Origin of the sequence: uncultured Pseudomonas sp. (assembly GCF_943846705.1) — a bacterium.
Taxonomy (GTDB): Bacteria; Pseudomonadota; Gammaproteobacteria; order Pseudomonadales; family Pseudomonadaceae; genus Aquipseudomonas.
Window position 1 is genome coordinate 2,720,110 of the sequence record NZ_OX044366.1, and the last position, 18,619, is coordinate 2,738,728.

The 18,619-nt window shown below is 58.3% G+C and carries 16 protein-coding genes; 11 read left to right on the forward strand and 5 right to left on the reverse strand.

All coding sequences use genetic code 11. The features are described 5' to 3' along the window. Positions 1-308 precede the first annotated feature (308 nt). From fadB to Q0V31_RS12785, 6 genes are all read left to right on the forward strand, one after another. Positions 309-2,456 carry a fatty acid oxidation complex subunit alpha FadB gene (gene fadB / locus Q0V31_RS12760; RefSeq protein ID WP_298188156.1) on the forward strand — a complete coding sequence of 716 codons (2,148 nt, stop codon included), beginning with the start codon at positions 309-311 and terminating at the stop codon, positions 2,454-2,456. 30 nt (positions 2,457-2,486) lie between these two features. Continuing rightward, a complete protein-coding gene (gene fadA, locus Q0V31_RS12765; RefSeq protein WP_298188157.1) occupies positions 2,487-3,662 on the forward strand; it encodes an acetyl-CoA C-acyltransferase FadA in 1,176 nt (391 codons plus the stop codon). Positions 3,663-3,747: 85 nt separating this feature from the next. After that, positions 3,748-3,984: a DUF1653 domain-containing protein gene (locus tag Q0V31_RS12770; protein WP_298188158.1), complete on the forward strand. Its 237-nt coding sequence runs from the start codon at positions 3,748-3,750 to the stop codon at positions 3,982-3,984. A gap of 124 nt (positions 3,985-4,108) precedes the next feature. Next, entirely contained in the window at positions 4,109-6,724 is a 2,616-nt protein-coding gene (topA, locus tag Q0V31_RS12775; protein WP_298188159.1) for a type I DNA topoisomerase, read from the forward strand. 68 nt (positions 6,725-6,792) lie between these two features. After that, positions 6,793-7,311, forward strand: a complete 519-nt coding sequence (locus Q0V31_RS12780) for a DUF6586 family protein (protein WP_298191060.1) — start codon at positions 6,793-6,795, stop codon at positions 7,309-7,311. 77 nt (positions 7,312-7,388) lie between these two features. Further along, entirely contained in the window at positions 7,389-7,622 is a 234-nt protein-coding gene (locus tag Q0V31_RS12785) for a hypothetical protein (RefSeq protein WP_298188160.1), read from the forward strand. Positions 7,623-7,731: 109 nt separating this feature from the next. Here the strand turns inward: Q0V31_RS12785 and sulA are convergent, their stop codons facing one another. Together sulA and lexA are read right to left on the reverse strand one after the other, a co-directional pair. Continuing rightward, positions 7,732-8,205, reverse strand: coding sequence for an SOS-induced cell division inhibitor SulA (sulA, locus tag Q0V31_RS12790; RefSeq protein WP_298188161.1), 474 nt, complete (start codon positions 8,203-8,205; stop codon positions 7,732-7,734). 10 nt (positions 8,206-8,215) lie between these two features. Next, a complete protein-coding gene (gene lexA, locus Q0V31_RS12795) occupies positions 8,216-8,827 on the reverse strand; it encodes a transcriptional repressor LexA (protein WP_298188162.1) in 612 nt (203 codons plus the stop codon). A 272-nt stretch (positions 8,828-9,099) separates the two neighbouring features. Between lexA and Q0V31_RS12800 the strand changes: the two genes are divergently transcribed. From Q0V31_RS12800 to Q0V31_RS12815, 4 genes are read left to right on the forward strand one after another with little or no spacing between them, the layout of a single operon-like run. Continuing rightward, on the forward strand, positions 9,100-9,807 hold the full coding sequence (locus Q0V31_RS12800) for a TetR/AcrR family transcriptional regulator (protein ID WP_298191062.1): 708 nt from the start codon (positions 9,100-9,102) through the stop codon (positions 9,805-9,807). A gap of 47 nt (positions 9,808-9,854) precedes the next feature. Continuing rightward, positions 9,855-10,379: a L,D-transpeptidase gene (locus Q0V31_RS12805; RefSeq protein ID WP_298188163.1), complete on the forward strand. Its 525-nt coding sequence runs from the start codon at positions 9,855-9,857 to the stop codon at positions 10,377-10,379. A gap of 21 nt (positions 10,380-10,400) precedes the next feature. Then, positions 10,401-11,399, forward strand: coding sequence for a beta-N-acetylhexosaminidase (nagZ, locus tag Q0V31_RS12810; protein WP_298188164.1), 999 nt, complete (start codon positions 10,401-10,403; stop codon positions 11,397-11,399). 10 nt (positions 11,400-11,409) lie between these two features. Then, positions 11,410-12,147 carry an S-methyl-5'-thioinosine phosphorylase gene (locus Q0V31_RS12815; protein WP_298188165.1) on the forward strand — a complete coding sequence of 246 codons (738 nt, stop codon included), beginning with the start codon at positions 11,410-11,412 and terminating at the stop codon, positions 12,145-12,147. Positions 12,148-12,208: 61 nt separating this feature from the next. On the opposite strand, the gene Q0V31_RS12820 is transcribed toward Q0V31_RS12815, so the two are convergent. Together Q0V31_RS12820 and mfd are read right to left on the reverse strand one after the other, a co-directional pair. Beyond that, the gene (locus tag Q0V31_RS12820; RefSeq protein WP_298188166.1) at positions 12,209-12,748 is read right to left on the reverse strand and encodes a CsiV family protein; all 540 of its coding nucleotides are present in this window, start codon (positions 12,746-12,748) and stop codon (positions 12,209-12,211) included. A 10-nt stretch (positions 12,749-12,758) separates the two neighbouring features. Beyond that, positions 12,759-16,196, reverse strand: coding sequence for a transcription-repair coupling factor (gene mfd / locus Q0V31_RS12825; RefSeq protein WP_298188167.1), 3,438 nt, complete (start codon positions 16,194-16,196; stop codon positions 12,759-12,761). A 131-nt stretch (positions 16,197-16,327) separates the two neighbouring features. On the opposite strand from mfd, the gene Q0V31_RS12830 reads away from it, so the two are divergent. Beyond that, positions 16,328-17,794, forward strand: coding sequence for a glyceraldehyde-3-phosphate dehydrogenase (locus Q0V31_RS12830; RefSeq protein WP_298188168.1), 1,467 nt, complete (start codon positions 16,328-16,330; stop codon positions 17,792-17,794). 61 nt (positions 17,795-17,855) lie between these two features. On the opposite strand, the gene Q0V31_RS12835 is transcribed toward Q0V31_RS12830, so the two are convergent. Next, positions 17,856-18,410, reverse strand: a complete 555-nt coding sequence (locus Q0V31_RS12835) for a chalcone isomerase family protein (protein ID WP_298191064.1) — start codon at positions 18,408-18,410, stop codon at positions 17,856-17,858. Positions 18,411-18,619 lie beyond the last annotated feature (209 nt).

Sequence of the window (18,619 nt, forward strand, 5' to 3'; positions counted from 1 at the left end):
GGACGCTTGATCGCGGCAGAATTTATTGCGCGTGAGGGCCGGTAAACGCGTAATTTTTTGTATGTGCAAAGCGCTGTGACAGGCTAATTGACAAGTCATGGCTTTTCCTTGAAGGTGTGCACACCCAAATCAAACGGGCGTATGAATTGAGCGTTTGCTTACTTAATGCAGCGCCTTTACAGCCCGAATATCGCGTCGGTGGGTGTGCCAGGCTGATTGGGGTTACTCTTTAACGGCTGTGCCGTGGAGTAACTTGCTGGTTGGCTCCGATGTGTACTGTTCAGCTTCCATACCGTGGAGATCAGTTGATGATTTACGAAGGTAAAGCCATCACGGTTAAGGCTCTTGAGAGCGGCATCGTCGAATTGAAATTCGACCTCAAGGGTGAATCCGTCAACAAATTCAACCGTCTTACCCTCAATGAGCTGCGTCAATCCGTTGATGCGATTAAGGCTGATGGTTCGATCAAGGGCGTGATTGTCACCAGTGGCAAGGACGTGTTTATCGTCGGCGCCGACATCACCGAGTTCGTCGACAACTTCAAGTTGCCTGACGCAGAACTGGTGGCTGGTAACCTCGAAGCCAACAAGATCTTCAGTGATTTTGAAGACCTCAATGTTCCGACTGTTGTCGCGATCAATGGCATCGCTCTGGGCGGTGGTTTTGAAATGTGCCTGGCAGCGGATTACCGCGTCATGGCCGAAAGCGCCAAAGTGGGCCTGCCAGAAGTCAAGCTGGGCATCTACCCAGGCTTCGGCGGTACTGTGCGTCTGCCACGTGTCATCGGTACCGATAATGCGGTTGAGTGGATTGCCAGTGGTAAAGAAAATAAAGCTGCTGACGCCCTGAAAATGGGTGCAGTGGATGCCGTGGTTGCCGCTGACAAGCTGCAAGCTGCTGCACTGGACCTGATGCAGCGCGCTATTTCTGGTGAGTTGGATTACAAGGCCAAGCGTCAGCCGAAGCTGGAAAAGCTCAAGCTCAACGCTATTGAGCAAATGATGTGCTTTGAAACTGCCAAAGGTTTCGTTGCAGGTCAGGCTGGCCCGAACTACCCGGCGCCCGTTGAAGCGATCAAGACTATCCAGAAAGCGGCCAACATGGGGCGCGACAAGGCTCTGGAAGTTGAAGCTGCCGGCTTCGTCAAACTGGCTAAAACGTCGGTTGCGGCAAGCCTGATTGGTCTGTTCCTGAATGACCAAGACCTGAAGAAAAAAGCCAAGCAGTACGACGCAGTCGCCAAAGACGTGAAACTGGCTGCCGTTCTCGGTGCTGGCATCATGGGTGGCGGTATCGCCTACCAGTCCGCGTCCAAGGGCACCCCGATCCTGATGAAGGATATCCGTGAAGAGGGTATCCAGATGGGTCTGGCGGAGGCTTCCAAGCTGCTGGGCGGTCGTGTTGCCAAGGGGCGTATGTCCCCGGCGAAGATGGCAGAAGCCCTCACCGCCATTCGCCCAACCATGTCTTACGGCGATTTCGGCGCTGTCGATATTGTTGTCGAAGCGGTTGTCGAGAATCCTAAGGTCAAGCAGATCGTGCTGGCTGAAGTGGAAGGCGTGGTGCGCGAGGATGCAATCCTGGCGTCGAACACCTCAACCATTTCCATCAACTTGCTGGCTAAAGCCCTCAAGCGTCCGGAAAACTTCGTTGGCATGCACTTCTTCAACCCCGTGCACATGATGCCGTTGGTTGAAGTGATTCGCGGCGAGAAGTCCAGTGAAGTGGCTGTTGCGACCACTGTTGCTTACGCCAAGAAGATGGGTAAGACCCCGGTCGTGGTTAACGACTGCCCAGGCTTCCTGGTCAACCGCGTGCTGTTCCCGTACTTCGGCGGTTTCGCCAAGCTGGTCAGCGCTGGCGTCGACTTTGTGCGTATCGACAAAGTGATGGAAAAATTCGGCTGGCCAATGGGCCCGGCGTACCTGATGGACGTAGTCGGCATCGACACCGGTCACCACGGTCGCGACGTAATGGCTGAAGGCTTCCCGGATCGTATGAAAGACGATCGTCGTTCGGCAGTCGATGCACTGTACGAAGCTGATCGCCTGGGTCAGAAGAACGGTAAGGGCTTCTACTCCTACGAGCTGGACAAGCGCGGCAAGCAGAAGAAAGTTGCCGACCCGGCTGTTCTCGACGTGCTTAAGCCAATCGTCTTTGAGCAGCGTGAAGTCACCGACGAAGACATCATCAACTGGATGATGATCCCGCTGTGCATGGAAACTGTTCGTTGCCTGGAAGACGGCATTGTTGATACCGCTGCTGAAGCCGATATGGGCTTGGTCTACGGTATTGGCTTCCCGCCCTTCCGCGGTGGTGCGCTGCGTTACATCGACTCCATCGGTGTGGCTGAGTTCGTTGCCCTGGCCGACAAATATGCCGAGCTGGGCGCGCTGTACACCCCGACTGCCAAGCTTCGCGAAATGGCCGCTAACGGCCAGAAGTTTTTCGGTTAATCGCGGACAGACTAGAGCGAGAGTAAATTTATGAGCCTGAATCCTAGAGATGCAGTCATCGTCGACTTCGGTCGTACCCCGATGGGTCGTTCCAAGGGCGGCATGCATCGCAATACCCGCGCCGAGACCATGTCGGCCAACCTGATCAGTGGCGTGCTGACACGTAACACCAAGCTCGATCCGGCTGAAGTGGAAGACGTGATCTGGGGCTGCGTTAACCAGACCCTGGAGCAGGGCTGGAACATCGCGCGCATGGCGTCGTTGATGACCCAGATTCCGCACACCGCTGCTGGCCAGACTGTGAGCCGTCTGTGCGGCTCGTCCATGAGCGCTCTGCACACTGCTGTGCAGGCCATTCAGACCGGTAACGGCGATGTATTCGTTGTCGGTGGTGTGGAGCACATGGGCCACGTTGGCATGATGCACGGCGTTGATCCAAACCCGCACATGTCGCTGTATGCGGCCAAAGCTTCGGGCATGATGGGCCTGACTGCTGAAATGCTTGGCAAGATGCACGGCATCAGCCGCGAGCAGCAGGATGCGTTCGGTGAGCGTTCGCACCGCCTGGCCCACAAAGCCACGCTCGAAGGCAAGTTCAAGGATGAAATCATCCCGATGCAAGGCTACGACGAGAATGGCTTCCTGAAGGTTTTCGACTACGACGAAACCATTCGTCCGGAAACCACCCTGGAAAGCCTGGCGGCGCTGAAGCCTGCGTTCAACCCGAAAGGCGGCACCGTGACTGCTGGTACGTCCTCGCAGATCACTGACGGCGCTTCCTGCATGATCGTGATGAGCGCCCAGCGTGCCCAAGACCTCGGCATTCAGCCGATGGCTGTGGTGCGTGCCATGGCGGTGGCGGGTGTTGACCCGGCGATCATGGGTTACGGTCCAGTACCGTCGACTCAGAAAGCCCTCAAGCGTGCTGGCCTGACCATCAACGACATCGACTTCTTCGAACTCAACGAAGCCTTCGCTGCCCAGGCTCTGCCTGTGCTGAAGGACCTGAAAGTGCTCGATAAGATGGAAGAGAAGGTCAACCTGCACGGCGGCGCAATCGCTCTGGGTCACCCCTTCGGTTGTTCCGGTGCGCGTATCTCCGGTACCCTGCTCAACGTGATGAAGCAGAATGGTGGCACCTTCGGTGTGTCGACCATGTGCGTAGGTCTCGGCCAAGGCATCACCACCGTCTTCGAACGCATCTAAGTTTTAGTCGATGTAGAAGGTGGAAAACCGGGGCCAAGTGCCCCGGTTTTTGTTTTTAGCGGAAAAATCTTCAAGGAATTCATCCATGCAAGTACAGCCAGGCCTCTATCGTCACTACAAAGGCCCTGAATACCGGGTATTTGGCGTGGCCCAGCATTCCGAAACGGAACAGCAGATGGTCGTCTATCAAGCGCTGTACGGCGAGTTTGGCCTGTGGGTGAGGCCGTTGCAGATGTTCTGCGAGAGCGTCGAAGTGGACGGCGAGAACGTTCCACGCTTTGCTTTGATTCAGGCCGAAAGCACACTGTTCAATCGGCCTTGAGCTGACATCGGGCCATTGCTGCGCTTGACCTCGGCCGGACCGCCACTATATATAGCGGTGCCGCGCTAGCAGGCAGTACAGCGCCTCCCGCATTTATTTACCGAATTCAGGAATTTTCCAATCCATGGGCAAATCGCTGGTCATCGTGGAATCCCCGGCCAAGGCCAAGACCATCAACAAGTACTTGGGCAACGAGTACGTGGTGAAGTCGAGCATCGGCCACATCCGTGACCTACCCACCAGTGGCTCGGCAAGCACCGCCAAAGAGCCCGTCAAGCGTGGTAAAGCCGCTGCCGGAGAAGTGCCGGCGCTGTCGCCCAAGGAGAAAGCCAAGCGTCAGCTGTTCGCGCGCATGGGGATTGATCCCGAGCACGGCTGGAAAGCCAAGTACGAGATCCTTCCCGGTAAAGAGAAGGTGGTCGAAGAGTTGCGCCGTTTGGCCAAGGATGCTGACACCATCTATCTCGCAACCGACTTGGATCGCGAGGGGGAAGCCATTGCCTGGCACCTGCGCGAATCCATTGGTGGTGATGACAGCCGTTATAAGCGTGTGGTGTTCAACGAGATCACCAAAAAAGCCATTCAAGAGGCGTTTTCCAAGCCTGGCGAGTTGGACATCAACCGGGTCAACGCTCAGCAGGCGCGTCGTTTCCTTGATCGCGTGGTCGGCTACATGGTCTCGCCGCTGCTGTGGGCTAAGATTGCCCGCGGTCTGTCTGCCGGTCGAGTGCAGTCGGTAGCGGTGAAGCTGGTGGTCGAGCGTGAGAAAGAGATTCGCGCTTTCGTCCCCGAAGAATACTGGGAAGTGCACGCCGACCTCGGTACCGCCAAAGGCGCCAATGTGCGTTTTGAAGTGGCCCGCGAGAATGGCAGCGCCTTCAAGCCTCTGAATGAAGCCCAGGCCATGGCCGCTCTGGCGACGCTCAAAGCGTCCAGTTACAGCATCAGTAAGCGTGAAGACAAACCGACCAGCAGCAAGCCGTCTGCGCCCTTTATTACCTCCACCCTGCAGCAGGCCGCCAGTAACCGCCTGGGCTTTGGGGTGAAGAAGACCATGATGATGGCCCAGCGTCTTTATGAGGCGGGTTACATCACTTATATGCGTACGGATTCGACCAACCTCTCTGCTGATGCTGTGAGCATGGTGCGCGACTTTATTGAAGGTGAGTTCGGCAAGAAGTACCTGCCCGCTAACCCGATTGCCTACAGCAGCAAAGAGGGCGCTCAGGAGGCGCACGAAGCGATTCGTCCTTCCGACGTCAACCTCAAGCCGACTCAGCTGTCGGGCATGGAGCGCGATGCAGAGCGTCTGTATGAGTTGATCTGGCGTCAGTTCGTGGCCTGCCAAATGCCGCCGGCTGAATACCTGTCGACCACCGTGACGGTGACCGCTGCGCAGTTCGAGCTACGTGCCAAGGGTCGCATTCTCAAGTTTGACGGTTACACCCGTGCTCTGCCGCAGCTGAGTAAGCCAGGCGATGACGATGTCTTGCCGGAAATGAATCAAGGCGAAGTGCTCAAGTTGGTCAAGCTTGACCCTAGCCAGCACTTCACCAAGCCACCGGCGCGTTACTCGGAAGCCAGCCTGGTTAAAGAGATGGAAAAGCGTGGTATCGGCCGCCCGTCAACCTACGCAGCGATCATCGGCACCATCCAGGACCGCGGTTATGTGGCATTGCACAACCGGCGTTTTTATTCCGAGAAGATGGGTGACATCGTTACTGAACGCCTGTCCGAGAGTTTCTCCAATCTGATGGATTACGGCTTTACCGCCGGCATGGAAGAAAATCTCGACGATGTGGCTCAGGGCGAGCGCGAGTGGAAGCACGTACTTGACGAGTTCTACGGTGATTTCAAGAAGAAGCTTGAAGTAGCAGGCGATAGCGATAGCGGCATGCGCGCCAATACCCCAACGCTGACGGATATTGCCTGCCGTGATTGCGCGCGGCCGATGACCATTCGTACGGCTTCCACCGGCGTGTTCCTCGGTTGCTCGGGGTACGCGCTGCCGCCAAAAGAGCGTTGTAAGGCGACCGTCAACCTGGTGCCGGGCGATGAAATCGCCGCAGATGACGAGGGTGAGTCCGAGTCCCGCGTGTTGCTTGGCAAGCATCGCTGCCCGATCTGCTCGACCGCCATGGATGCCTATCTGCTGGACGAAACACGCAAGCTGCACATCTGCGGTAATAACCCGGATTGCGCAGGCTACGAAGTGGAGCAGGGTCAGTACCGCATCAAGGGCTATGAAGGGCCGAGCCTGGATTGCGACAAGTGTGGCAGCCAGATGCAGCTCAAGACCGGGCGCTTCGGTAAGTTCTTCGGTTGCACCAACAGCGAATGTAAGAACACTCGCAAGCTGCTGAAAAGCGGTGAGGCTGCACCGCCGAAGATGGATCCGGTGAAAATGCCGGAGCTCAAGTGCGAGAAGGTCAACGACACCTACATTTTGCGTGACGGCGCATCGGGCCTGTTCCTGGCTGCTAGCCAGTTCCCGAAGAACCGTGAAACGCGCGCTCCGCTGGTATTGGAAATAATTCCTCATCGCGAGGAGATCGATCCTAAGTATCACTTCCTCTGTGATGCGCCGAAGAAGGATCCTCAAGGTCGCGCGGCGGTGATTCGCTACAGCCGTAAGACCAAGGAACAGTACGTGCAGACTGAGGTCGATGGTAAGCCGACAGGCTGGCGCGCGTTCTTTGATGGCGGTAAGTGGAAGGTCGAAGATAAGAGCAGCAGCTGATCTGGCTGAGCGCGCGCCTGTTGCTAGGCGCGCGTATGCTTAATCGATCCGTTATCGAGGATGCCGCGATGGCCAATGAGCTCTATACCCGTACCAATCAGAAAATCTTCTATGCAGGCTTGGCGCTAGAGTCTTGGCGTAAGGCTGAGCAAGCGCAAAACATGAACGCGCTGGCGTTGATCCAGGCTGAGCGTGAAGCGGCACTGTTTCATCTTTATGGTGCCCTGTTAGGGCTGTGCCATGAGATTGCCGGTTATTATCGTTTGCCCGACAGTGCGGCTCCGCGCGCTGAAAGCTTTCTTACCGCCAGCGTGCTGGCTGCAGCGCCGAGTCAGGAGTTGGGCGAGCTGGTTGAGCTGGCGCAGTCACCAGATAGTTGGGTTGCTCAACTCATTAATGCCTATGCTGCGCTGTTTCAGCCGCCGCAAGCAGGTAAGAAGAGTAAGGTTGATCCTGCTACGCCGCTGATCACCGCAGTCAGCCTGGATGACGATATTGAACCCTTGACGCATCAGGCTCTTGAGGTGTGGCGGCAGCATTTGAAGGTTCTGGCGCAGCGTTTTCGCGAAACCTTGAGCGAGTGGTAACACGCTGATTCGACCGCTGGGCTAGGGTCAGCCGGGGCTGGCTGGTACAATGCCGGTCTTACCTGGAGAGCCAACCAATGCCTACATCCTTCCTGGAAATTGTCGAACTGCCTGATGGGCGCATCGCCCTGCGCCGCGCAGAGGATGAAGAATCGTTGGTCGTGCTGGATTTTTCTGCTGACGCCAAAGCCTTTTTGCAGGGGCAGCATGTTGAAGTGGCCAAAGCCATGCTCAATGTCGGTGTGCAAATGGCCGGACGCTTGGCTGAAAATAATTTTCAGGATGAAGAAGGGCCGCGGGTGCTGCACTGATTGCAGAGTTCCGTCTGGTTTTGATCTAGAGCGTGTTCTGGGGCAGATTGTTCTTGCCTCAAGCTGCTACGGGCTGATGCGCACATCTCTCGTGCGCGTTCTCTAGCCACTATCCCAAACTGATATTCAGGCTCTGCGCCTTGCCTTGCCGTGCGGCGTGTTCCAGCTTTAGGCGCGCTTGCCGTTGCAGTGGGTGCAACCAACTAACGACGGTGTGGCTGCGGCCCAGCAACAAGGCCTGTTGGGCCAGCTGCAGTGCGCTCTGTTCGCCACGTGGATGCAACAGTAGGATGCGTTCGCGATTCAGCCCGGCGTCGCGTAACCAGGCCTGGGTCAGGCTCGATGGCGGGGCTATCAGGGTCAGCCAGCGCTCATCGTGGTTGTCACTGAGTTCACGCAGAATCGGCGCGAGTAGATTCAAGCAGTGCCCGGCTGCACCACGTAACGACATTTCACTAAAAGCTTCTGCCTCATCCTGCCACGGCCGCTCAGCATCATCGGCAAGCAGCGGGCTCACTGGCGATAGCAAAAACGCATCGAACAGCGGCAGTTGTGTACGGTTAAGTGATTGCGGGAACTGCATAAATCCTCCACTAGCGGCGGATAACGCCGACGCTCAAACCTTCAATAATCAAGTCCTGTTCTTCCAGGTTCACTTCGATGGGCGCGAACTCGGGGTTTTCGGCAATCAGCCAGACCTTGTTGCCGTCGCGCTTGAAGCGTTTGACGGTGACTTCATCATCAAGGCGTGCCACTACCACCTGACCATTACGCGCTTCGCGGGTGGTGTGTACGGCCAGCAGGTCGCCATCGAAGATACCGATGTCTTTCATGCTCATGCCGCGTACACGCAGCAGGTAGTCGGCCTTGGGGTGAAAAAATTCTGGGCTAATGCGGCACGACTCTTCAATATGTTGCTGCGCCAGGATCGGTGCACCAGCGGCGACCCGACCGATTACCGGCAAACCTGGTTCTTCCTCGGTATTAGGCTCGAAACCCGGGATGCGAATGCCGCGGGAGGCGCCCGGGGTCATCTCGATGGCACCTTTACGGGCCAGGGCCTTGAGGTGTTCTTCCGCTGCGTTGGGTGATTTGAACCCCAGTTTCAAGGCGATTTCCGCGCGGGTGGGCGGGTAGCCGTTGTCTTCAAGGCACTGCTTGATAAAAGCGAGAATTTCAGCTTGGCGCGGCGTCAGTTTTAGCATGATCGACTCTGTTCTTTTGTACAGTGACTGGGATTATATACAGTGATCGAGGGTTGGCAATCCTTACGTTTCGATCTGTACTCATTACAGTCGCGTACTTGCTGTTGTATTGCCCTGTTACTCGGGTTGCTCGCTTGACGTCTACTAAGGGCTACTACGTAGATTTGCCAACGATGTGTGACCAGCCGGCCACAAGATGGTTGGCCAGGCTTGACAAGGCGGGCAGCTGAAACGTATGTTTCAAACAAGTGTTTGTTCAGATGAAAAAAGTCATGGCCCAGTCGGAAACCGTTGAACGCATTCTCGATGCGGCAGAGCAGCTTTTTGCGGAGAAAGGTTTCGCAGAAACCTCTCTGCGTTTGATCACCAGCAAAGCCGGCGTGAACCTGGCCGCGGTGAACTACCATTTCGGTTCGAAAAAAGCCCTGATACAGGCCGTTTTCTCGCGCTTCCTCGGGCCGTTCTGTGTCAGTTTGGAGCGTGAGCTGGACCGTCGTCAGGCCAAGCCAGAGGTTAAGGTCAATCTGGAAGAGTTGCTTGAGCTACTGGTCGAGCAGGCACTGGCAGTCAAACCCCGTAGCGGTAATGACCTTTCAATTTTTATGCGCTTGCTCGGCTTGGCGTTCAGTCAGAGCCAGGGGCATTTGCGTAAGTATCTGGAAGAGGTCTACGGCAAGGTTTTTCGCCGCTACATGCAGCTGGTGCATGAAGCGGCTCCGCGCGTTCCTCCGTTGGAGCTGTTCTGGCGTGTGCACTTTATGCTGGGTGCTGCGGCGTTTAGCATGTCCGGGATCAAGGCCTTGCGCGCTATGTCGGAAACTGATTTCGGGGTCAGTACGTCGATTGAGCAGGTAATGCGCTTGATGGTGCCGTTCTTGGCTGCCGGGATGCGCTCTGAAACCGGCTTGACCGATGCTGCCCAAGCCAGCGCGCAGCTTAAGCCGCGCAGTAAAACTCCAGTGATTGCCAGCAAAGTTTGAGTGCGGCGGGTGGGCTTGATGGGTGTGATCCGCTAAGCTAGCCGCCCATGGCTGCTCTCGATTTCCTGCATATTTCCCTCGCCGATCAGTGCCTGTATGGCTTTGCCAATGGGCAGCTGCAACTGCGGTTGGCTGTTTCCACCGCACTCAATGGCGCCGGTGAGCGCAATGGCTCCGGCTGCACGCCGCGCGGCCTGCACCAGGTGCGGGCAAAAATTGGTGATGGCCTGCCAGAAGCTGCCGTGCTGCGCGGGCGGCGCTGGACGGGCGAGGTCTGGTCGCCGCAGTTACATGCACAATTCCCAGGGCGCGACTGGATCCTCACGCGCATTCTCTGGCTTAGCGGTTGTGAGCCGGGGCGCAATCGGTTGGGTAATGTCGATACCTTTCGCCGCTATATCTATATACACGGTACGCCGGACAGCGAGCCCATGGGCGTAGCGTTGTCGCATGGCTGTGTGCGCATGCGTAACAGTGATTTGTTGGCGCTGTTTGCGCGGGTGCCGGCCCATTGTGTCGTTCAGATTGACGAGGCTGCTTGCCCCGTTTGGGCGGCTGCGCCTCTTATTTAAGGATCCGTTGTGAGTTCACCCATGCAAGGTTCATTGATGCTCGATATTGCCGGCACTTGGCTGACAGCTGAGGATCGACAGCTTCTGCGTCAGCCGCAGGTCGCCGGGTTGATTCTGTTTGCCCGCAATATTGAGGATCCGCGTCAGGTACGCGAGCTGTCTGCAGCGATTCGTGCGCTACGCCCGGATTTACTGCTGGCGGTGGATCAGGAGGGTGGCCGCGTGCAACGCCTGCGTCAGGGCTTTGTACGCTTGCCGGCCATGCGCGCGCTGGCCGATAACGCCAATGCCGAGCACTTGGCCGAGCAGTGTGGCTGGGTTATGGCCACTGAAGTGCTGGCTGCCGGCCTGGACCTGAGCTTTGCCCCGGTGCTGGATCTCGATCACCAGCGCAGCGCGGTGGTTGGCAGTCGTTCTTTTGAAGGCGATGCGCAGCGTGCGACGTGGCTGGCCGGTGCTTTTATTCGTGGGATGAACGCGGCCGGCATGGCCGCGTGCGGTAAGCATTTCCCTGGGCATGGTTGGGCCGAGGCTGATTCCCATGTGGCCATTCCGGTAGACGAGCGCAGCCTGGACGAAATACGTGCCAAGGATCTGCTGCCATTCCGTCAGTTGAGTCAACAGTTGGCGGCGGTGATGCCCGCACATGTCATCTATCCGCAAGTGGATGCCGGCCCGGCTGGATTTTCCCGGCGCTGGCTGCAGGACATTTTGCGTGGCGAGCTGGGGTTTGCTGGCGTGATCTTCAGTGACGACCTGTCTATGGCGGGTGCTCATGTGGTCGGTGATGCGGCCTGCCGTATCGAGGCGGCGCTGGCTGCGGGTTGTGATATGGGCTTGGTGTGCAATGACCGGGCCGCCGCAGAACTCGCCCTCAGCGCTTTGCAGCGGCTCAAGGTAACCCCGCCGCAAGGCTTGGCGCGTATGCGCCGGCAAGCTTTCCCCGGGGTTGAGTACCGGCAAAACCCACGTTGGTTGGCTGCACTTGGCAGCCTGCGCGACGCGCAATTGATCGATTGAGGAGTAATGGATGACGGTTTACGCGATTATCGGTGGTACTGGCCTGACCAAGCTGGACGGGTTGACCATCAAAGCCGCGCTGCATATCGATACGCCTTATGGTGCGCCTTCAGCTGCGGTGCTCAAAGGTGACTACGCCGGCCGGGAAGTGCTGTTCCTGGCGCGCCACGGACACCCGCATCGGATCCCGCCGCATCAGGTCAATTACCGCGCCAATCTTTGGGCACTGCGCGAGGCAGGGGCCAAGGGGATTATTGCGGTGAATGCGGTGGGCGGCATTCACTCCGCCATGGGGACCGGGCACTTTTGCCTGCCGCATCAAATCATCGACTACACCTGCGGGCGTGAGCACACCTATTTCGAGGGTGAGCTGGAGCATGTCACCCATGTGGATTTCAGTCACCCTTATGATGCCGGGCTGCGCAGCAAACTGAGCAATGCGCTGGCTGCCGAGGGCTGTGCGTTCAGCAGCCATGGCATTTATGGCTGCACCCAAGGGCCGCGCCTGGAAACCGTTGCTGAAATCGCCCGGATGGAGCGCGATGGCTGCGATATTGTCGGTATGACCGGCATGCCGGAAGCCGTGCTGGCGCGTGAGTTGGCATTGCCTTATGCCTGCTTGGCGCTGGTCGTGAACCCGGCTGCTGGCAAGTCCCGCGCCTTGATTACCATGGCGGAAATTGAGCGTGCGCTGGACGATGGGATGGATACGGTTAAGGCCGTATTGGCGCGGGTGTTAAGCAGTTGAGCTGGTTTTGATGCAAACAATAAAGGGCCGTGCGATGCGGCCCTTTGTGTATCTGGGGTATTTACAGAGGGCTGACGCGAATCAGCAGGCCCAAGCTGCCGTTATCGATAAAGGTCAGTTCACCGCTGTTCAGGCGACTGCTTTGCTTGATGCGCTCGCTGTCGGTGATGTTGCCGTTGGCGTCAAACTGGTTGACCCAGATGTCGCTGTCCAGCTCGATCACGCGGCCTGCTTTGAGATTGATGGTGCCTTCTACTGGGTAATGGCCGAACTGTTGCTTGCCGCTGCTGATGGCGGCGCGACTGCTCGACTCACCCAGGCTCTGTGACCAGGCTTTGTGCAGTAAGACCTGGTAGTCACTGGCGGCGTTGAGTGTCCCTGCTTCGGCATTCAGTGCCGTGCTGCGGCTGTTGCTGTCATTCACCACCAGCGCGTTCTGCGCCCAGTTGTCGGGCGCCAGCTGACCGGCCGAGACCGGTTCCGCCGACTGGCGGAATACAATCACTTCAACTTGGTACAGGCTTTCGGCCAGTGCGGGCGTGCTGCTGAGCATGCATAGCAGCACAAGCGGCAGCAGAGCCAGGGTGCGGAGTGCGTGCATGGTTATTCCTTTAAGTGGCCGGAGTCAGGCGTTCAAACAGCGCTTCCAGGGTATTGAAGCGCTCTTCTGGGCGCTCCATTGGTACCTGGAATTTAAACAGCGTTGCGCCTTCGAACTTGTAACGGTTCGGTGCGCCCTGGATCAGCTTGATCAGGGTGAGTGGGTCGACACAGGTGTCGGCGGCAAACTCAATGCGCCCACCTTGCGGGCCAGCGTCGACTTTTTTGATGCCGAGCTGTTCCGCCTGCAATTTCAGCAGGGTGATGCGTATCAGGTGCTTGCTCGGCTCCGGTAGCAGGCCGAAGCGATCAATCATCTCCACTTGCAGTTCTTTTAAGCTGTCTTCGTCGGCGGCGTTGGCAATGCGCTTGTACATGATCAGGCGGGCGTGCACGTCCGGCAGGTAGTCGTCGGGGATCAGTGCTGGCACACGCAGGTTGATTTCAGGGCCGCCGCCGAGCGGCTGGTCGAGGTTGGGTTGCTCGCCCTTGCGGATCGATTTCACCGCACGTTCAAGCATTTCCATATACAGGGTGAAGCCCACCGCCTGGATCTGCCCGCTTTGGCCGTCGCCGAGCAATTCGCCAGCGCCGCGAATTTCCAGGTCGTGGGTGGCCAGCAAAAAGCCTGCGCCGAGGTCCTGCGCGCCGGAGATGGCTTCTAGGCGCTTCTGCGCGTCGTCGGTCATCTGCTTGCGTGGCGGCGTCAGCAGGTAGGCGTAGGCCTGGTGGTGGCTGCGGCCGACACGGCCACGCAGTTGGTGCAGTTGGGCCAGGCCGAATTTGTCGGCACGCTCGATGATTATGGTGTTGGCGCTCGGCACGTCGATGCCGGTCTCGATGATGGTCGAGGCGATCAGTACGTTGAAACGCTTGTGATAGAAGTCGCCCATCACCTGTTCCAGCTCGCGCTCGCGCATCTGCCCGTGACCGATGCCGATGCGTGCTTCCGGCACCAGTTCGGCCAGGTCGGTGGCGCACTTCTCGATGGTTTTCACATCGTTGTGCAGGTAATACACCTGGCCGCCGCGCAGCAATTCACGTAGCAGTGCTTCCTTGATGGTCGGGTTGTTCTGCTCCATCACAAAGGTGCGCACCGACAGGCGGCGTGCCGGCGGCGTAGCGATGATCGACAGATCGCGCATGCCCGCAACAGCCATGTTCAGGGTGCGCGGAATCGGCGTGGCCGTGAGCGTGAGGATATCGACCTCGCTGCGCAGGGTTTTCAGCTGTTCTTTCTGGCGTACACCGAAACGGTGCTCTTCATCGATGATCACCAGGCCCAGATTGTTGAACTTGACGTCGTCCTGCAGCAGCTTGTGGGTGCCGATGACAATATCGACCTTGCCTTCGGCCAGCTGCGTCATGGCCTCGCTGACTTCCTTGGCACTCTTGAAACGGCTCATCACCTCGACCTTGACCGGCCAATCGGCGAAGCGGTCGCGGAAGCTGTTGTAGTGCTGCTGGGCGAGCAGGGTAGTGGGCACCAGTACCGCCACCTGCTTGCCGCCATGCACGGCGATAAAGGCCGCGCGCATGGCCACTTCGGTCTTGCCGAACCCCACGTCGCCGCACACCAGGCGGTCCATCGGCTTGGCGGAGAGCATGTCGCTGTACACCGCTTCGATGGCTGTTTGTTGGTCCGGGGTTTCTTCGAAGGGGAAGCCGGCGCTGAAGGTGCTGTAGTCGGCCTTTGGGTCGGCAAAGGCATAGCCTTCGCGAGCGGCGCGGCGGGCGTAGACGTCGAGCAGTTCGGCGGCGACATCGCGCACCTGTTCGGCGGCCTTGCGTTTGGCTTTTTGCCAAATCTCCGAGCCAAGACGGTGCAGTGGAGCCAAGGCGTCGTCGCTGCCGGTATAGCGGGCGATCAGGTGCAAGCTGGCTACCGGGACATACAGCTTGGCTTCCTCGGCGTACATCAGGGCGAGGAACTCGGCGGCCTGACCGTCGAACTCCATGGTCACCAGGCCCAGATAGCGGCCCACGCCGTGGTCGATGTGCACCACCGGCGCGCCTTCACGCAGCTCGGTGAGGTTCTTGATGACGTTGTCGCCACCGTCGCGGGCTTTCTCGCGGCGACGGCGTTGCATGACGCGCTGGCCAAATAGCGGGCTTTCGGCCACCAATGCCAGGTCTTCCAGCTGCAGGCCGTCATCCAATGGCGCGATACAGATGCCGATGCGTTGTTTGCTGGCGGTGAAAGCGGGCCAGCTGTCGAATTCCTTGGGCTTGAGCTTGAGGCGGGCGAGTAGTTCCAGCAGCACCTCACGGCGGCCTGCGGATTCTGCGCAGAACAGTACGCGCCCTGGATACTCCTCGATAAAGCGCCGTAGCGCCGCCAGTGGCTCACCGGCTTTGGCTTGAATGGCCAGGTCCGGCAGCGGTTTGGCGTCGAAGCGGGTGCGCCCGACACCGGTTTCGATATCGTCTTGGCTGACCACCACACGTGGCCAATTCTTCAGCCTGGCGAAGCAGTCTTCTACCGGTAGGAAGATATCGGCAGGTGGCAGCAGCGGGCGTTCCGGGTCGACGCGGCGGTCTTCATAGCGGCTGCGCGCATCCACCCAGAATTGCTCGGCGGCCTTTTCGATACCCGGCAGGGAAAACACTTGGGTATCGCTGGGCAGGTAATCGAAGAGGGTGGCGGTTTCTTCGAAAAACAGTGGCAGGTAGTACTCGATACCCGCAGGGGTGATGCCGGTGCTGAGGTCCTGATAAATCGGGCAACGGCGGAAATCCACGTCAAATCGCTCACGGAAACGGCCGCGAAAATCAGTGACGGCTTTTTTCTCCAGCGGAAACTCACGGGCCGGCAGCAGTTTGATCGACTCGACTTTGTCGATGGAGCGCTGGGTCTCCGGGTCGAAGGTGCGCAGGGTTTCGATCTCGTCATCGAACAAATCGATGCGATAGGGCTGGCTGCTGCCCATTGGGAACAGGTCGATCAGCGCGCCGCGCACGGCAAATTCGCCATGCTCGTAGACGGTGTCGACGCAGCGGTAACCAGCGGCTTCCAGGTTGCTGCGCACCTGATTGACGTCAAGCTGCTGGCCCACCTGCAATACCAGGCTGCTGCCCAGCAGAAAGCGCTTGGGTGCCAGGCGGTGTAGGGCGGTGGTGATCGGGACTACCAAGACGCCGTGCTTCAACTCCGGCAAGCGATACAAGGCGGCGATACGCTGCGAAATGATGTCCTGATGCGGCGAAAAGACATCGTAGGGCAGGGTTTCCCAGTCGGGGAAATGCAAGACCGGCAGATCGGGGGCGAAGAAACTCAGCTCCTCCTGCAGGCGCTCAGCGCTCTGGCTGTCGGCGGTCAGTAGCAGGGTGAAACGTTTGGCATTGCTGGCGGCTTCGGCAATCGCCAAGCTCAGCGCGGCACCGGGCAGGTTGCCCCAGTGTTGTTTTCCGGCCGTGGCCGGTAGGGACGGTAGGCGCAGTACGGACACAGGCGGCTCACGGTCAAATCACAAGGTCGCCGATTGTAACGGGCGAATATGCGTGGTGTCAGTTACGACAGTCGTGCATTGCTCATGCGTGCTTGCGCCGTCATAATGTAGCCCCTTTTTTTAGCCCCTACATGTGGAAGGTACTGCCCGTGACTCAGAAGCCCGACCAGTGTCTCGGTGAGTGGATCGATCGAGAAGCCCTTGCGGAAGCGATGATTCCGATGATTGGCCAACTCTACCGTAACAACAACGTGGTCTCCTCGATCTACGGCCGCGGTTTGATTAACCGTTCGGTGATCGACATTCTCAAAGCTCACCGCTTCGCCCGCCATCGCCTGGCTAATGGCAGCGAACTGTCGGTGCACGATACCTTCCCCATCATCAAGGCCATGAGCGAGCTCAAGCTGGGCGCCGCTTCCGTGGACCTGGGCAAAATGGCCACCAAGTTCAAAGCTGAAGGCCAAGGCCGCAGCGTCGAGCAGTTCGTCAAAGACGAGCTGGTTGAAGTGGTGGGTAAGCAAAATGGCGAAGCCCGTGAAGGCACTGATGTGGTGCTGTACGGTTTCGGCCGTATCGGCCGTTTGCTGGCGCGCATCCTGATCGAGAAAACCGGTGGTGGCGACGGCCTGCGTCTGCGCGCCATCGTTGTGCGCAAAGGCGCGAGCAATGACCTGGTCAAGCGCGCCAGCCTGCTGCGCCGCGACTCGGTGCACGGCAAGTTCGATGGCACCATCACCATCGATGAAGAGAACAGCACCCTGACGGCCAACGGCAACCTGATTCAGGTGATCTACGCCAAGTCGCCGACTGAAGTCGATTACACCCAGTACGGCATCAAAAACGCGCTGCTGGTGGATAATACCGGTGTATGGCGTGACGCTGACGGCCTGGGCCAGCATCTGGCGTGCCCGGGTGTTGATCGCGTGGTGCTGACCGCGCCGGGTAAAGGCGCGCTGAAGAACATCGTGCACGGCATCAATCACGGTGAAATCACCGCTGACGACAAGATCATATCGGCTGCTTCCTGCACCACCAACGCCATCGTGCCGGTGCTCAAGGCGATCAATGATCAGTACGGCATCGTCAACGGCCACGTTGAAACCGTTCACTCGTACACCAACGACCAGAACCTGATCGACAACTTCCACAAGGGCGATCGCCGTGGTCGCAGCGCGCCGCTGAACATGGTGATCACCGAGACCGGTGCCGCCACAGCTGCTGCTAAAGCGTTGCCAGTGTTGAAGGGCAAGCTGACCGGTAACGCCATTCGCGTACCGACGCCGAACGTGTCGATGGCGATTCTCAACCTCAACCTTGAGAAGGCTGCCACCCGCGAAGAAGTCAACGAGTACCTGCGCCAGATGGCCATGCACTCGGACTTGCAGAAGCAGATCGACTTCGTCCAGTCGCAGGAAGTGGTGTCGACTGACTTCGTCGGTTCGCGCCACGCCGGTGTCGTCGATGCTGAAGCGACCATCTGTAATGACAACCGCGTTGTGCTGTACGTGTGGTACGACAACGAGTTCGGTTACAGCTGCCAGGTGATTCGTGTGATGGAAGACATGGCTGGGGTCAACCCGCCAGCTTTCCCGCGCTAAGCGTGAGTAAGCCATAAAAAAACGGGAGCCTCGGCTCCCGTTTTTTTATGCGTCTCGTGAGTCAGTCGGCGAGCAGGCGGCGGCGTAATTTATCTGACAGGCCATTGGGTGCCAGCCAGATACCCAGGTACGCCTTGGCCAGTTCTGGATTCTGGCTGGTATAGGCGACTTGGCCATTTACTTCTAGCGTCAGGCCGCGCTCCGTGTTGAAGTTCAGGGCGTAGCGGTCGCCAGGGCGAATGTCACAAAAGGTCGCGTGCAGCGCATCGATATCTGCACGCAGGCGCTGCAGTGTGGCAGCGTCGTGCTGGCGCTCGAGCGTGACCCAGGCTGCTTTAATCACGTCTTGGCTGTCGATGGCACGCAAGTAGTAAAGCTCCAGGCGTTGCGTCAATGACTGGCTGATCGCCTGGTTGGCGCTGGCGTTTTGCGGGGCATAGAGCGCGGCGGCGTACACGTCGATCCACAGGTAGGTCAGGACGCTCTGGTTTTTGCGCTCAAGGCTGCTCTGCTCAAGCTCGTGGGTTGCCGGGAAGTTAGCCTCTTGCAGTCGCTCGCGGTTGCTGGCGAACAACTCGCCACTTAGGGCTAGTAGGCAGATGAGAATCAGTGGCAGGCGCATAGTGGCGTCTCGTTAGGTGACTGATCGTTATGTGGTCTGCTGGCATTCAGCGTCAAGCCGTCATCTGTTGCCTTCTGTTACGTTAAACCAGATAAAAGCAAGCGCTTGGGTGGCCAGTGGCCGAAGGTGCGACTTATAATCGGCCAGATTTTTTCTCGCGACCGACATCTTGCACAGCGCCTTATCTATTTTGGCGTTGCGCC